A 15,476-nucleotide genomic window follows, 5' to 3' on the forward strand; every position below is an offset into this window, starting at 1 on the left:
GTCTGTTCCCCGTGTTTTTATTGCTTGGAAATACAAACCGACTCAAAGCAAAAATGCCCCGGACAATGTCCGAGGCATTTTGCTTGCCAGCCCAGGGGCTATGTAAATCGAGTTTTTACACAGCCTCTGAAGCCGGCTTTTTTGATTTACTGCTGCTATTGCCCGTGAGGGGCAAAAGCGGAAGCGTTACCTCAGACCGGGGTAACGTTTTCCGCCTGGGGACCTTTCGGGCCCTGTGTTACGGTAAACTGCACCTGCTGACCTTCGGCCAGGGTACGGAAACCGCTTGCGTTAATTGCGCTGTAGTGAACGAACACGTCACTGCCGCCATCCTGAGCGATGAAGCCAAAGCCTTTGGATTCGTTGAACCACTTTACGTGGCCGGTTTTTGTATCAGACATTGATCTTTCCTGTATTCCTGAGATTTTGCCCTCACGGGACCTTCGGTTGTCCTTGGGATGAACCGCTGCTGCATAAAATCTAGCGTACTGAGGAAGGGGCAACGAAGAGCACTGTGGCAGGACGTTGAAGCACATTCACCAAATAACGCTGTATTTTCACAGCAATTTCAGTATAGACCGAGTTTCGGGGGCGTCAACGCTTTTTTCGCTACTTTATTGCCCGTTTATAAGGCTGAAAAAACAAGAGCTTGTCATGAAAACGTCACCGGTCAACCGCGCCATTTTTCAGGGCACGGTTGACACGCGGAAAGGTCTTTCTGTCAGCGGCCAAACTGTTTACTGATGTCCTCAAGAATCGTTGGATCGTCGATGGTGCTGGGGACGGCGTATTCCTCACCGTCTGCGATCTGCCGGATGATGCGCCGCAGGATCTTGCCAGAGCGGGTTTTCGGCAGCCTGTCGACCACCAGTGCCCGACGGAAGCAGGCGATGGCTCCGATCTTTTCACGCACCATGTCAACCAGCTCTTCCTCAAGCTCATCGTGGTCGATGGTGGCGCCGTCCTTGATCAGCACCAGGCCGACCGGAATCTGGCCTTTCATTTCGTCACTGGCACCGACCACGCAGCATTCGGCAACCGCCGGGTGGGAGGCCACCACCTCTTCCATCTCGCCGGTTGACAGCCGGTGCCCTGCGACGTTGATCACGTCATCGGTGCGGCCCATAACATACACATAGCCGTCGTCATCCACAAACCCGCCATCACCGGAGGTGTAAAAGCCCTTGATGGGTTCCAGATAGGTCTTGCGGAAGCGGGCATCGTCGCCCCAGACGGTCATCATGCACCCCGGCGGCAGTGGCAGTTTCACCGCAATTTGTCCCTGTTCGCCCGCCGGTACCTGAGTTCCTTCCATATCCACCACCTGCACGTTGAAGCCGGGTGAGGGCACGGTGGCGGACCCCGGCTTGGTGGCCATCAACTCGATGCCCACCGGGTTGCAGCAGATGGCCCATCCGGTTTCCGTCTGCCACCAGTGGTCCAGCACCGGCAAACCGGTCTGCTCTCTCAGCCAGTCGTAGGTGGCCGGGTCGAGGCGTTCGCCCGCCAGAAACAGTCGCTTCAGCGAGCTGATGTCATAGCGGGACAGCTGGTCTGCCTCCGGGTCTTCCTTGCGAACGGCCCGGAAGGCGGTGGGCGCGGTAAACAGCATATTCACTTTGTGGTCCTGTACCACCCGCCAGAAGGCGCCGGCATCCGGTGTTTTTACCGGTTTTCCTTCGTACAGAATGGTCGTGCAACCGGCAAACAGGGGGCCATACACAATGTAGCTGTGGCCAACCACCCAGCCGACATCCGAGGCGGCCCAGTACACGTCCCCCGGCCTGGCGTTATAGACGAGCTGCATGCTGTAACGCAGGGCGACGGCATGACCGCCGTTGTCGCGCACCACGCCCTTGGGCTTGCCGGTGGTGCCAGAGGTATACAGGATGTAAAGCGGGTCTGTGGATTTCACCGGCACCGGAGCCACCGGCTTGGCACTTGCCATGAGCTCACTCCAGTCATAATCCCGACCGCTCAGCATCCCGGCCGTAACCTGGGGGCGCTGGAAGAGAATGCAGCAATCGGGCTTATGGCGGGCCTGTTCAATGGCGGTGTCGACCAGTGGCTTGTACTCGATGACCTTGGCCACTTCGATGCCACAGGAAGCCGTAACGAGAGCTTTGGGTTTGGCGTCGTCGATGCGTACCGCCAGTTCGTGGGCGGCGAAACCTCCGAAAACCACCGAGTGAATGGCGCCGATGCGGGCGCAGCCAAGCATGGCAATGACCGCTTCAGGAACCATCGGCATGTAGATAATGACGCGATCGCCCTTGCTTACCCCCCGGTCCCGCAGAACACCGGCAAACAGCGCGACCTGATGGGTTAATTCGTTGTAGGTGAAGGAGCGGGTGGTGTCGGTAACCGGCGAGTCATAGATCAGCGCGGTCTGTTCGCCGCGCCCGGCGCGGATATTGGCGTCCAGCGCGACGTCACTGGTGTTGAGCTCCCCGTCAGGAAACCAGAGGCCGTGGCCATTGTCGGTTGCCTGCCAGATGGTTTCAGGAGGCCTGATCCAATTGATGTTCGCCGCCTGATCACGCCAGAATTCCTCTGGATGGTCGATCGAGCGTCTGAATTCAGAGTTGTAACCCATTCCATCCACCTCGTGATGCTGTTGTTGTTTTAATGGAGATAATCACAACTGTAGGCACTTTGAGGGGAAGGACTACTAGACCATAGGCTTAGTGGGTTGCTGGTTGCGGATCAATCGTTCCCGGAGTTGACCGAGATCACGGTCGAGGTGAAGCTGCCCCGCCCGACACGGGTGTTGATGGTGTCTCCGGTGTGCATCTCCCCCGCATCGCGGATGATTGCGCCGTCGGGTTCCCGCCGTGCTATGGCGTAGCCACGCCCCAGCGTCGCCAGGGGACTGACCAGATTAAGCGTCTGCCCGGTGTGGTCGAGACGGTCCCGCTGACTGGCAAGCCTCCGGTCCATCGCGGTGAGAAGTTTCTCCTGCAGATGCTCCAGCGCGCTCTGGCTCTGGTCGAGCTGCCGGCGCGGTGACTGGGTGGTCAGTCGCTGGGCCAGATGGTTCGTACGAAGCCGGTGCTGCTGCACAGCCTGCTGTATGGCCTTGCCCAGTCTTATGTCCAGTTCGTCCATGCGCTGGGCCTTGTCCAGCAGTTCGCGGCGCGGATCGCGCAGGCGTGCGGCCAGATGGCCGGTCTGGGTATGAAAGCCCTGCAATACCCGGGCGAACGCCGACGCTAGCCGTCTTCGCCGGTCGTCGACCTGCCGTATCCACTCCTGCTGGTCCGGGGAGATTTTCTCCGCGGCGGCGGAGGGGGTTGGCGCGCGCAGATCCGCCACGAAATCGGCAATGGTGACGTCCACTTCGTGACCCACGGCACTCACCGTTGGAATCGAGCAGTCCGCGATGGCGCGGGCAACGGTCTCCTCGTTGAAACACCACAAATCTTCCAGCGAGCCGCCACCACGACCAATGATCAGTACGTCGGCCACGCCGTGGGCTTGTGCGGCGGTGATCGCACGGACAATGTCGGCGGTGGCCGGCTTGCCCTGCACGGCGGTGGGATAGAGCGTTACCGGAATGGCCGGGCAGCGGCGCGCCAGTACCGTCAGTATGTCGTGTATGGCGGCGCCCGTAGGCGAGGTAACCACCCCGATGTGGCGGGGCACGGCCGGCACGGGTTTCTTGCGGGCCATGTCGAACAGCCCCTCCGCCTGCAGCTTGCGCTTCAGCTCCTCGTAGGCCTGTTGCAGTGCGCCCAGTCCTGCGGGCTCCAGGTGCTCAACGATAATCTGGAAGTCACCCCGGTTCTCATACAGCGTGACCTTGCCGCGAATGCGTATCTGATCGCCTTCTTTGGGCAGTTCCCGAATACGCTGGTTCGAGCCCTTGAACATCGCGCAGCGAACCTGGCTTTTACGGTCCTTGAGGGAGAAGTACCAGTGGCCCGATGACGGGCGGGAGAAGCCGGATAGCTCGCCCTCCACCCACACCTGCATGAAGCTGGTTTCCAGCAGGCGTTTTGCCTGGTGGTTCAGTTCGCTGACGCTCAGCGCCGGCGGGCGTGAATCCTGAAATGGGGTGTGCACGTTCTGGCTCCCGGTCCTGATATACGCAATAGCCGAAAAAAGAAGGGCAAAAATAGCGGAATTTCAAAAAGATGCAATCGAACCTTAAAACTGCCGCGGTTTACTGTATACCCACGCCCATTTATAATAGTCCGATTAAGGTTTTCGCACTGTCAGGTCACGGCGGGCAGGACGTGTGAATTCCCAACTTAGCATGATCAAAAGGCGGATCCCAATGCTGCGAATTGCCGAAGAAGCCCTCACGTTTGACGATGTTCTGCTGATCCCAGGATTTTCGGAAGTTCTTCCCCACCAGGTGAGCCTGAAAACCCAGTTGACCAAGGGCATCACCCTGAACGTTCCGCTGGTGTCATCAGCCATGGATACCGTGACTGAAGCCGAGCTGGCCATTGCTATGGCTCAGGAAGGCGGTATCGGTATCATGCACAAGAACATGAGTGTTGAGCAACAGGCGTCAGCCGTTCGCAAGGTCAAGAAGTTTGAAAGCGGCGTGGTGAAAGACCCGATCACGGTCACCCCCGGCACCACCGTCCGTGAGCTGGTGGATATCACCATGGCCAACAATATTTCTGGCCTGCCGGTCGTCGATGGGCGTGACCTGGTCGGCATCGTGACCGGTCGTGACATCCGTTTCGAAAGCCGGATGGACACGCCGGTGTCTGACATCATGACGCCTAAAGACAAGTTGGTGACGGTCCGGGAAGGCGCCAGTCTGGACGACGTCAAGGAATTGCTCCACCGCCACCGCATCGAGAAAGTACTGGTGGTCAACGACGACTTCGAGCTCAAGGGCCTGATTACCGTCAAGGATATCCAGAAGGCCAAGGACTATCCGCTGGCCTGCAAAGATGAGCAAGGTCGCCTGCGCGTGGGCGCCGCGGTCAGCACCGGTGGTGACACCGATGCGCGGATAACCGCGCTGGCGGAAGCTGGCGTTGATGTGATCGTGGTGGATACCGCCCACGGTCATTCCAAGGGCGTGATTGACCGGGTGCGCTGGGTGAAAGAGAACTTCCCCGAGGTACAGGTGATCGGCGGCAACATCGCCACTGCCGAAGCGGCCATTGCCCTGGCGGACGCCGGCGCTGACGCGGTCAAGGTGGGTATCGGCCCCGGTTCGATCTGTACCACCCGTATCGTCGCCGGCATCGGTGTGCCTCAGATTTCCGCCGTCTCCAATGTGGCCGCTGCCCTGAAGGATCGCGGCGTGCCACTGATCGCTGACGGTGGTGTGCGTTTCTCCGGTGACATTGCCAAGGCCATCGCCGCCGGCGCGCACAGTGTCATGATCGGCAGCCTGCTGGCCGGCACCGACGAAGCGCCCGGTGAAGTGGAGCTGTTTCAGGGACGTAGCTACAAGGCCTACCGAGGCATGGGCTCTATCGGCGCCATGGGCCAGGGCTCCAGCGACCGCTACTTCCAGGACGCCAGCAAGGGTATCGAGAAACTGGTGCCGGAAGGTATCGAGGGTCGGGTGGCCTGCAAAGGCCCGATGCGCAACATCGTGCATCAGTTGATGGGCGGCCTGAGGGCATCCATGGGTTACACGGGCAGTGCCACCATGGAAGAGATGCGCACCAAGCCCCAGTTTGTCCGCATTACAAACGCGGGTATGCGTGAGAGCCACGTTCACGACGTGACCATCACCAAGGAAGCACCCAACTACCGCGTCGGTTAAGCTACGCCGTTTCAGGCGCGGCTCAGGGGCTGAGCCGCGCCTATTATTTCTGATCCGAGGACTCCATGGCCCAGAACATCCACGACCACCGCATTCTGATTCTCGATTTTGGTTCCCAATACACGCAACTGATCGCTCGTCGCGTCCGGGAGATTGGCGTTTACTGTGAAATCAGGGCCTTTGATATCACCGCTGAAGAGCTCGACGCGTTTAACCCCAAGGGCATTATCCTTGCCGGCGGCCCGGAATCGGTAACACAACTGGGCGGGCCCCGCGCGCCGGATGGCCTGTTTGATCGCGGCATTCCGGTTCTGGGGATCTGCTATGGCATGCAGACCATGGCGGAGCAGCTCGGCGGCCGCGTTGCCAGCTCCGAAAAGCGCGAGTTTGGCTATGCGCAGGTCAAGGTGCGCGCCGCCGGCCCCCTGCTGCAGGATATTACCGACCACCTGACGGCAACGGGTGACTCGCTGCTGGATGTGTGGATGAGCCACGGTGACAAGGTTGTGGCCATGCCCGACGGCTTCGAGCTGCTGGCGTCCACCGAAAGTGCGCCCATTGCGGCTATGCAGGATCGGGAACGTAACCTCTACGGGGTGCAGTTCCATCCCGAGGTAACCCACACCCTGCAGGGTAAGCGCATTCTCGAGCATTTCGTCCTGAACATCAGTGGCTGCGAGGCGCTGTGGACCCCCGCCAAAATCGTCGACGACGCCGTGCGCCAGATCCGCGAGCAGGTGGGTACCGACAAGGTGTTGCTGGGGCTCTCCGGCGGGGTCGATTCCTCGGTGACCGCGGCGCTGTTGCACCGGGCAATCGGCGAACAGCTAACCTGTGTTTTCGTGGACAACGGCCTGTTGCGCCTGCACGAAGGCGATCAGGTCATGGACATGTTTGCCAGCAACATGGGCGTGAAAGTGATCCGTGTGGATGCGGAAGATCTGTTTCTGTCCAAGCTCAAGGGCGAGGCAGACCCGGAAAAGAAGCGCAAGATCATTGGTAACACGTTTATTGATGTGTTCGACGAGGAAGCCGCGAGTATCCGCGATGTGAACTGGCTTGCCCAGGGCACTATCTACCCGGACGTCATCGAATCTGCCGCGTCCAAAACCGGTAAAGCGCACGTCATCAAGTCCCACCATAACGTCGGCGGCCTTCCCGAGACGATGAAAATGAAGCTGGTGGAGCCGTTGCGGGAGCTGTTCAAGGACGAGGTACGCCGCATTGGCCTGGAGCTGGGGCTGCCCTACGACATGGTGTATCGCCATCCGTTCCCGGGGCCCGGTCTGGGCGTGCGGATTCTGGGTGAGGTGAAAAAGGAATACGCGGATATTCTGCGCCGTGCTGATGCCATTTTCCTGGAAGAGCTGCACCGTGCCGATCTGTATCACAAGACCAGTCAGGCGTTTGCGGTTTTCCTGCCGGTAAAATCGGTGGGTGTGGTTGGCGACGCCCGCCGTTATGAGTATGTGGTTGCACTGCGGGCGGTGGAAACCATCGATTTCATGACCGCGCGCTGGGCCCACCTGCCGTATGAGCTGCTCGAAACCGTGTCGAACCGGATCATCAATGAGATCACCGGGGTTTCCCGGGTTACTTACGATGTATCCTCCAAGCCGCCGGCAACCATCGAGTGGGAATAAGCGGGCGCTGATCCGGACATGACCACAGGCTCCGATGACGATCAATGGATGAGCCGTGCCCTGGCCCTGGCGTCTCAGGCGGCGGCGCAGGGTGAGGTGCCCGTCGGTGCGGTGGTGGTGCTCGATGGCCGGGAAATCGGTGCCGGTTTCAATGCCCCCATCAGCGGCTGTGATCCGACAGCACACGCCGAGATCCGGGCGCTCAGGGACGCCGCGCGCCGGGTCGGCAATTACCGCCTCTCAGGTGCTACCCTGTATGTAACGCTGGAACCCTGCACCATGTGTGTGGGGGCCATCGTGCACAGTCGTGTCAGCCGGTTGGTTTACGGTGCGACAGAACCAAAAGCCGGTGCGGTAGAATCCGCGCGGCGGACACTGGACGAACCGCACTTTAACTGGCAGGTTGAATGTGCCGGTGGGGTACTCGCCGACCAGTGCAGCGAAGCCATCAGTGCATTCTTCAGCAGTCGTCGCGCCGCGATCCGGCGCCAACGGCAACAACAGCAACTGAATTCAGGGAAGGGTACCAGCGCGCTATGAAAGTCTTGGTTACCGGCGGAGCCGGTTATATTGGCAGTCACGTTGTTCGCCAGTTGGGTGCCGCAGGGCACGATATTGTGGTTTTTGACAATTTGTCCACGGGGTATCGCTGGGCGGTGACCTGTGGCGAGCTTGTGGTGGGTGACCTCGCGGACGAAGCGGCCATTGCCGATGTGTTCGCCCGCCACGAATTTGAAGCAGTGCTGCATTTTGCCGCGAATATAGTGGTTCCGGAATCCGTAGCCGATCCTCTCAAGTACTACAGCAATAACACCCGGAATACCCTCAACCTTCTGAAGGCGGTGTCTGAGCACGGCGTTCCCTACATGGTGTTCTCGTCAACCGCTGCCGTGTACGGCATGCCGGATGACACGGTGTTGACCGAGAGCATGCCCCTGGCGCCGATCAACCCCTACGGCGCGTCGAAAATGATGAGCGAGCGCATGATCATGGATCTGGCGGCGGCTTCACCGCTGAATTACGTGATTCTGCGCTACTTCAATGTGGCGGGAGCCAATCCCGACGGCCTGCTGGGGCAGGCAACACCCGAGGCCACACATCTGATCAAGGTCGCTTGCGAATGTGTTACCGGCAAGCGCGACGGCATGAGCGTATTCGGGACCGATTACGAGACCCGCGACGGCACCTGCATCCGCGATTACATTCACGTGGAGGATCTGGCAAAAGCCCATGTTATGGCTTTGGATTACATGGCCGGTGGTGGCGAATCGCAAGTGCTGAATTGCGGCTACGGGCGCGGTTTTACCGTGCGCGAGGTGATTGATGTGGTGAAGCGGCAATCCGGTGTGGATTTCCCGGTGGAGGAAACCGGTCGTCGGGCCGGAGATCCGGCAGCGTTGATGGCAGACAACGGCAAGATCCGTCAGGTGCTCGGCTGGCAGCCGGCGTACGACGATCTCGATACGATTGTAGGTACAGCGCTCGCCTGGGAAGAAATATGGCATCACCGGCAGGCCGGCGACAACGCCTGAGCCAATTCATTTTTAACGATAGATACGCGGGATTGAGCGGATGAAGATAACGATATTCGGTACCGGATATGTCGGGCTGGTCACCGGCGCCTGTCTGGCGGACGTGGGCCACGACGTGCTGTGTATGGACGTGGATCAGGGCAAGATCGAAAAACTCAGGAACGGTCAGATTCCCATTTATGAGCCGGGGCTGGACAGTATCGTCAAACATACGACCGAAGCCGGCCGCCTGTCGTTCACGACAGATACCTCACAGGCGGTAAAGCACGGGGTACTCCAGTTCATCGCGGTGGGCACGCCGCCCGATGAAGACGGTTCGGCGGATCTGCAATACGTCACCGCCGTGGCCCGGTCTATCGGGGAACACATGGAGGACTACAAGGTTGTGGTCGACAAATCGACGGTGCCGGTTGGTACCGGAGACCGGGTCAAAGCGGCGGTGCGGGCCGAACTGGACCGTCGCGGGCTGGAGCTGGAATTTGACGTGGTTTCCAACCCCGAATTCCTCAAGGAGGGGGCGGCGATCAATGATTTCATGAAGCCGGATCGTATCGTGGTGGGCACCGACAGCGACCAGGCTGCCGATCTGCTGCGGGAGGTTTACTATCCATTCAATCGCAGCCACGATCGCATGATCTTCATGGACATTCGCTCCGCCGAGCTGACCAAATACGCCGCAAACTCCATGCTGGCCACCAAGATCAGCTTCATGAACGAAATTGCAAACCTGGCAGAACGGTTAGGTGCGGACATCGAGGCGGTGCGCCGCGGTATCGGGTCCGACCCGCGCATCGGTTATCACTTCATATACCCGGGTTGTGGCTACGGTGGTTCCTGTTTCCCGAAAGACGTGCAGGCGCTGGCGCGGACCGCGCGTGACTGTGACTACGACGCCCGTCTGCTGAATGCGGTGGAGGCGGTCAATTACGCCCAGAAACACGTCCTCTACGACAAGATCAGTCACTATTTCAACGGCGATCTCCAGGGCAAGGTGGTGGCGGTCTGGGGGCTGGCGTTCAAACCGAACACCGATGACATGCGCGAAGCGTCCTCACGCACCCTGATGGAGGACCTCTGGAAGGCTGGCGCAACGGTCCAGGCGTTCGATCCTGAGGCGATGGAGGAGACCCAGCGCCTGTATGGCGACCAGCCAGGGCTTACGCTCTGTGGCACCAAAGAGCAGGCGCTGAAAGGTGCTGATGTTCTGGCTATCTGCACCGAGTGGAAAGAGTTCCGCTCCCCGGATTTCGGGGGCATCGCCGAGGCGCTGCGGGCGCCGGTGGTCTTCGACGGTCGCAACCTGTATGAGCCGGACATGCTGGAGCGTCATGGTCTGATCTACTACGCCATCGGGCGCGGGCGTAATCAGTTCCGGTTTGATTAACGTGGGCGAGCCTCTGGAATTCCGTCTCCACGAGCGGCTGGCGGCCGATACCCTGAGTCTCGGTCGAAGCCGCCTGTGCGAGGTGCGCCTGATGAACGATTGCACCTGGCCTTGGGTCATTCTGGTGCCCTCTGTGCCCGGTATCCGAGAAATCTATGAGCTTTCGGAGGAGCAGCAACAGCGCCTGCTGGCGGAATCGTCGGAGTTGAGCCGGCGCATGATGACGCTGTTTGAAGGCGACAAGATGAACGTGGCGGCGCTGGGCAACATGGTACCGCAACTGCATTTGCATCACATCGTCCGTTACCAGTCGGACCCTGCATGGCCCGGCCCTGTCTGGGGCAAGCAAGCGCCGGTGCCTTACGGCGAACGTGATCGAAAGACCGTCTTTCAAAAGCTACAGCCGGTGATTGCGTCCCTTTCCTGAGTGCATTCTGCACTGAGGCGCTTCCTATCTCGCTTACCACATATACCAGTAGCCTGTGACGGGTGGCCTGATCGGCCCCCGTATCCTTTCTTCCCGGGCCAAATACGGCGGTTCGCAGCGCGATGGTCCCCGGCTAAGGGGATTCACGTATGCGCTGTGTGTACTATGGAGCAGATTCCTAAAAACTGTGACGCAGGTCTCAAAAAAGCCAAATAACAGGGTGGGAACATTATGCTGGGAAAGTCTTTGGATCTGGCGACATGGCGGCAGCTCACGGGTGAACATCCGGGAGTTTGTGATCATCCGGCGGTAAATTACCGGTATCTGGCGTTGGGTCTGTTATCTGCTCGGGTATATACCAGCAACGCTTCCGAGCTGATCAGCGAGTGCGCGGTACTGGATTTTGACCGTGAGGGTGTTGCGCTGATTCTTCCCGAACCCTGTCTCGCGCCGGAACAGATCGTGAGACTGTCTTTAGCGCGGAAGCACGGTACCGGGCGAGGCCGGGGGGAGCCAGCCATCGATTTTGTGAGTGGCAACGTACGGTACGTTCATGATGAAGAGGGGGTGCTTCGCGCCGGGCTTCAGCTGGAATATCCCGCGAGTCGTGAGGATGCCGAGCCTGTCAGGCGCCGGGCTATTGAAATGGAGAGGTACCTCGAACGTCACCGTTCCGATGCGGAGCGATTGGTCGCCTCCGGTTACACATTGCCCCGTGGGTATCAGCCTGGAGGTCGCACGCGACTCGCAGGTTAATGCCTGGCTGGTCGGCTCGCCAACGTCTGGGAGCCCACCAGAATCATCCGCAATTCGGTTTTCAGCTTGGCCTTCAGTTCTTCCCGTTCCTTCGCGGTTGCATCCAGCGCCTCGGCGCCCTGATTGAACACCAGGGTGACCATAGCTTCGGCGACCAGCCGCGCATCGGCAACCGGTTTGCTTCGCTCTTCCGCAAAGCGTCGCAGATCGTCTGCCAGCTCGGTGACAAAGTGGTCAATTTCCGCCTTGATGGCTGTCCGGAACGGTTTCGATACACCGGTCCTCTCCCGCAACATCAGCCGGAACAGGTTGGCGTTGTTGCCCAGGTACTCCATGAAGGTTTCAACTGAGGTGCTGATGGCGCTGCCGTCCCGGGCAATGCGTTTTCTCGCGTGACGCATCAGTTGCCGCAAGGCGACCCCGCCTTCGTCGACTAGTGCCAGCCCCAGTTCGTCCAGCTCTGCAAAGTGGCGGTAGAAAGAGGTCGGGGCGATGCCGGCTTCACGCGCCACTTCCCTCAGGCTGAGACTCCCGAACCCGCGATCAGCACTGAGCTGGGCGAGAGCGGCGTCCATCAGGGCGCGGCGGGTCTTCAGTTTTTGCTCGGCTCGGGACGACAAGACAACGGCTCCGATTGCGGTTAGGGCGCACCATTCTATCGGGCTGCAGCCTAGGCGTCACCCATCGTGATCGGAGCCTGATTTTCACGCGCATTGTGTTTATAATGGGCGGCTTTTCCAGTAGTGTCCGCCAAATCCATATTTGCACACATTTATGCACACATCTGAAACAACGGGAACCGGTATGCGCAGTCATTATTGCGGTGGTATCAACGAATCTCACATTGATCAGGAAGTAACACTTTGCGGTTGGGTCCACCGGCGCCGCGACCACGGCGGGGTCATCTTTCTGGACCTGCGGGACCGGGATGGCATGTCTCAGGTAGTGGTCGACCCTGACACCCCCGAGAGCTTTGCCCTGGCGGAAAAAGTTCGCAGTGAATTTGTGGTCAAAGTGACCGGACGCGTTCGCCGTCGTCCTGCCGGCACCGAGAACAGCAACATGCCCACCGGACAGGTTGAGTTGCTGGGCAAGGAGCTGAGCATTCTCAACGCCGCCGCCACCCCGCCGTTCCCGCTGGATGAGCACGTGGACGTGGGTGAGGACGTACGCCTGAAGTACCGATTTGTTGACCTGCGTCGTCCGGAAATGCTGAACCGCCTGCGTTTCCGTTCGCGGGTAACCAGCTACATCCGTAACTACCTCGACAGCAACGGCTTCATGGATGTGGAAACGCCGATTCTGACCCGCGCCACGCCCGAAGGGGCCAGGGACTACCTGGTTCCAAGCCGGACGCATGAGGGCTCCTTCTTTGCGCTGCCGCAATCGCCGCAGCTGTTCAAGCAGTTGCTGATGGTGTCCGGTGTTGATCGCTACTACCAGATTGCCAAGTGTTTCCGTGATGAGGATCTGCGGGCCGATCGTCAGCCTGAATTCACCCAGGTGGACATCGAGGCGTCGTTCATTGATGAAGAATCGCTGATGTCACTGAACGAAGGCCTGATCCGGTCGCTGTTCAAGGACGTGCTCAACGTTGATCTCCCGGAATTTCCCCGCATGCCGTATGCCGAGGCCATGCAGCGTTACGGCAGTGATAAGCCGGACCTGCGGATTCCGCTGGAGCTGATGGACGTGGGCGACCTCGTCGCCGGTGTCGACTTCAAGGTGTTTGCCGGCCCCGCGAATGATCCCAAAGGCCGTGTCGCTGCGCTGCGGGTACCCAAAGGCGGAGAGCTTACCCGTAAGCAGATCGACGACTACACCAAGTTCGTCGGCATCTATGGCGCCAAGGGCCTGGCTTACATCAAAGTCAATGAACTGGCCAAAGGTGTTGATGGTCTGCAGTCGCCGATCATCAAGTTCCTCGGCAACGACGTTGCCATGGCCATTATCGAGCGGGTGTGCGCAGAGGACGGCGACATCGTCTTCTTTGGCGCCGATAAAACGAATGTGGTGAACGAGGCGCTGGGTGCGTTGCGCATCCGGGTCGGGCACGATCTGGACATGCTCACCGCTGAATGGGCACCGATGTGGGTCGTCGATTTCCCGATGTTCGAAGAAACCCCGGACGGTGGCCTGACTGCGATTCACCATCCGTTCACTGCGCCGTCCTGCACGCCCGAGGAGCTGGCAGCGAATCCGGCTACAGCGTTGTCCCGTGCCTACGACATGGTGCTGAACGGCACCGAGCTGGGTGGTGGTTCCATCCGTATTCACGATGAGAAAATGCAGGAGACGGTGTTCCGCATTCTCGGAATCGGTGAAGAGGAAGCGCGGGCCAAGTTCGGCTTCCTGCTCGATGCCCTGAAGTTTGGTTGCCCGCCCCACGGTGGCCTGGCCTTCGGCCTGGACCGCCTGGTGATGCTGATGACTGGCGCCTCCTCAATCCGTGACGTGATTGCTTTCCCCAAGACCCAGAGCGCGACCTGCCTGATGACTCAGGCGCCGGGTGAGGTGGACGACAAGCAGCTTCGCGAATTGCACATCCGTCGCCGCAAGCCTGCAAGCAAGGCCGCGGATGGTAACAAGGCGGACGCCAGCTCGGCTGAAGAAAACCAGGCTGAGGGCTAGTCCACCAGAGGAAGCGAACGTGGCGATCATTCTCGGGGTTGATCCGGGTTCCCGAATCACCGGATACGGTATTATCCGGGCGGAAGGGCGCCACATCGAATACATCGACAGTGGCTGTATCCGGATGGGTGAAAAACCCATGGCGGAACGGCTGCAGGCGATCTTTCATGGCCTCGCCACGCTCATTGGGGAGTACCGTCCGCAAGAGTTTGCCATCGAACAGGTTTTCATGGCCCGCAACCCTGACTCGGCACTCAAGCTGGGTCAGGCGCGGGGGGCTGCCATCGTCAGTGCCGCCAACAGCGGTCTGCCAGTGCACGAATATTCTGCGCGGCAGGTCAAGCAGGCGGTCGTTGGCAAGGGCGGTGCCGACAAGTCCCAGGTTCAGCACATGGTGCAGGCGCTTCTTTCTCTCTCCCGTAAACCTCAGGCGGATGCCGCCGACGCGCTCGCCATTGCCCTTTGTCACGCCCATATGAGCCAGAGCGTTGCCCGGCTCTCAGCGGGCGGCAAGGTTCGCAGCGGGCGGGTCCGACAACAATAACCGGCGCAGCAGCGCCAAAGGAGTAACCCGTTGATAGGCCGAATCAGAGGCACGCTCGTCGAAAAGTCACCGGGTCAGGCGCTGGTTGAATGCGCAGGGCTGGGTTACGAAGTGGATATTCCTTTCACCACCTTCTTCCATCTCCCGGAACCGGGCGAGGAAATTACTCTGCATACTCATTTCGCCGTTCGCGAGGACGCCCAGAGCCTTTATGGCTTTGCGTCACGCCTGGATCGCGATCTTTTCCGCCTGCTGATCAGGGTTAATGGCGTCGGCCCGAAGCTGGCCGTGGGGATTCTGTCCGGGCTGGACGCGCAGCAGTTCATCCATTGTGTGGAAAGCCGTGATGCCAATTCGCTGGTCAAGCTGCCGGGTGTGGGCAAAAAAACCGCTGAGCGCCTGCTTATTGAAATGACAGATCGGATAGGGCAACTTGAGGGTCAGTTCACGCCAGTGTCGTCTGGGGCGACAGATGGAGCGGGTAATGGTCCGGCTTCGCCTACCACGGTTCACGCCCCGAAAGACGAAGCGGAAGCGGCGCTGATTGCTCTTGGCTACAAGCCGCAGGAGGCCGCGAAGGCGATAAGCAAGGTAGCGGAAGACGGGATGTCCAGCGAGAATCTGATCCGACTGGCACTTCGCAATATGATTCCCGCCGGATGAATATGCCGTAACTTACGACCTGTCTGGCGCCTAATCTGTATAGAGCGTAACGTGACAGCCACAGAGCCGTTTGTACAATTGGGTCACCTTTAACCCGAAAACGCTGTACAGGCATGATGTTGGATTCCCTTTTTCGGGTAAAACGTTCAGGTA

General features: G+C 59.5%; 13 protein-coding genes and 1 pseudogene. 10 read left to right on the top strand and 4 right to left on the bottom strand.

Going from position 1 to position 15,476, the window contains the following annotated elements; genetic code table 11:
• Positions 1-191: 191 nt before the first annotated feature.
• From DYI22_RS00005 to xseA, 3 genes and pseudogenes are all read right to left on the bottom strand, one after another.
• On the bottom strand, positions 192-401 hold the full coding sequence (locus DYI22_RS00005; protein ID WP_091853604.1) for a cold-shock protein: 210 nt from the start codon (positions 399-401) through the stop codon (positions 192-194).
• A 320-nt stretch (positions 402-721) separates the two neighbouring features.
• Positions 722-2,626 (bottom strand): annotated as a pseudogene (locus DYI22_RS00010) (propionyl-CoA synthetase); the annotation flags it as partial.
• An 80-nt stretch (positions 2,627-2,706) separates the two neighbouring features.
• Complete coding sequence (gene xseA, locus DYI22_RS00015) at positions 2,707-4,065, bottom strand: exodeoxyribonuclease VII large subunit (RefSeq protein ID WP_213475982.1); 1,359 nt, start codon at positions 4,063-4,065, stop codon at positions 2,707-2,709.
• A 214-nt stretch (positions 4,066-4,279) separates the two neighbouring features.
• On the opposite strand from xseA, the gene guaB reads away from it, so the two are divergent.
• From guaB to DYI22_RS00050, 7 genes are all read left to right on the top strand, one after another.
• A complete protein-coding gene (gene guaB / locus DYI22_RS00020; RefSeq protein ID WP_213475983.1) occupies positions 4,280-5,743 on the top strand; it encodes an IMP dehydrogenase in 1,464 nt (487 codons plus the stop codon).
• Between the two features lie 65 nt (positions 5,744-5,808).
• Positions 5,809-7,386 carry a glutamine-hydrolyzing GMP synthase gene (guaA, locus tag DYI22_RS00025; RefSeq protein WP_213475984.1) on the top strand — a complete coding sequence of 526 codons (1,578 nt, stop codon included), beginning with the start codon at positions 5,809-5,811 and terminating at the stop codon, positions 7,384-7,386.
• 18 nt (positions 7,387-7,404) lie between these two features.
• Positions 7,405-7,926 carry a tRNA adenosine(34) deaminase TadA gene (gene tadA, locus DYI22_RS00030; protein ID WP_213475986.1) on the top strand — a complete coding sequence of 174 codons (522 nt, stop codon included), beginning with the start codon at positions 7,405-7,407 and terminating at the stop codon, positions 7,924-7,926.
• Complete coding sequence (gene galE, locus DYI22_RS00035; protein ID WP_213475987.1) at positions 7,923-8,918, top strand: UDP-glucose 4-epimerase GalE; 996 nt, start codon at positions 7,923-7,925, stop codon at positions 8,916-8,918. The genes tadA and galE overlap by 4 nt, the downstream gene beginning before the upstream one ends.
• Positions 8,919-8,958: 40 nt before the next feature.
• Complete coding sequence (locus tag DYI22_RS00040) at positions 8,959-10,302, top strand: UDP-glucose dehydrogenase family protein (protein ID WP_213475989.1); 1,344 nt, start codon at positions 8,959-8,961, stop codon at positions 10,300-10,302.
• A gap of 1 nt (position 10,303) precedes the next feature.
• Positions 10,304-10,729 (top strand): HIT family protein, encoded by a 426-nt coding sequence (locus DYI22_RS00045; protein ID WP_323132838.1) that lies wholly within the window; start codon positions 10,304-10,306, stop codon positions 10,727-10,729.
• A 231-nt stretch (positions 10,730-10,960) separates the two neighbouring features.
• Positions 10,961-11,485: a hypothetical protein gene (locus DYI22_RS00050; RefSeq protein ID WP_213475990.1), complete on the top strand. Its 525-nt coding sequence runs from the start codon at positions 10,961-10,963 to the stop codon at positions 11,483-11,485.
• Here DYI22_RS00050 and fabR read toward each other — a convergent pair.
• A complete protein-coding gene (fabR, locus tag DYI22_RS00055) occupies positions 11,482-12,105 on the bottom strand; it encodes an HTH-type transcriptional repressor FabR (protein ID WP_213475991.1) in 624 nt (207 codons plus the stop codon). The genes DYI22_RS00050 and fabR overlap by 4 nt on opposite strands.
• A gap of 184 nt (positions 12,106-12,289) precedes the next feature.
• On the opposite strand from fabR, the gene aspS reads away from it, so the two are divergent.
• Genes aspS through ruvA form a run of 3 tightly spaced genes read left to right on the top strand, consistent with a single transcriptional unit; the run spans position 12,290 to position 15,323 of the window.
• Positions 12,290-14,116, top strand: a complete 1,827-nt coding sequence (gene aspS / locus DYI22_RS00060) for an aspartate--tRNA ligase (RefSeq protein ID WP_213475993.1) — start codon at positions 12,290-12,292, stop codon at positions 14,114-14,116.
• 19 nt (positions 14,117-14,135) lie between these two features.
• Positions 14,136-14,660 carry a crossover junction endodeoxyribonuclease RuvC gene (ruvC, locus tag DYI22_RS00065; RefSeq protein WP_213475995.1) on the top strand — a complete coding sequence of 175 codons (525 nt, stop codon included), beginning with the start codon at positions 14,136-14,138 and terminating at the stop codon, positions 14,658-14,660.
• A gap of 30 nt (positions 14,661-14,690) precedes the next feature.
• Positions 14,691-15,323, top strand: a complete 633-nt coding sequence (ruvA, locus tag DYI22_RS00070) for a Holliday junction branch migration protein RuvA (RefSeq protein WP_213475996.1) — start codon at positions 14,691-14,693, stop codon at positions 15,321-15,323.
• Positions 15,324-15,476: the final 153 nt, after the last annotated feature.

It is taken from the genome of Marinobacter lipolyticus, from assembly GCF_018424605.1.
GTDB classification, from domain to species: Bacteria; Pseudomonadota; Gammaproteobacteria; order Pseudomonadales; family Oleiphilaceae; genus Marinobacter; species Marinobacter lipolyticus_B.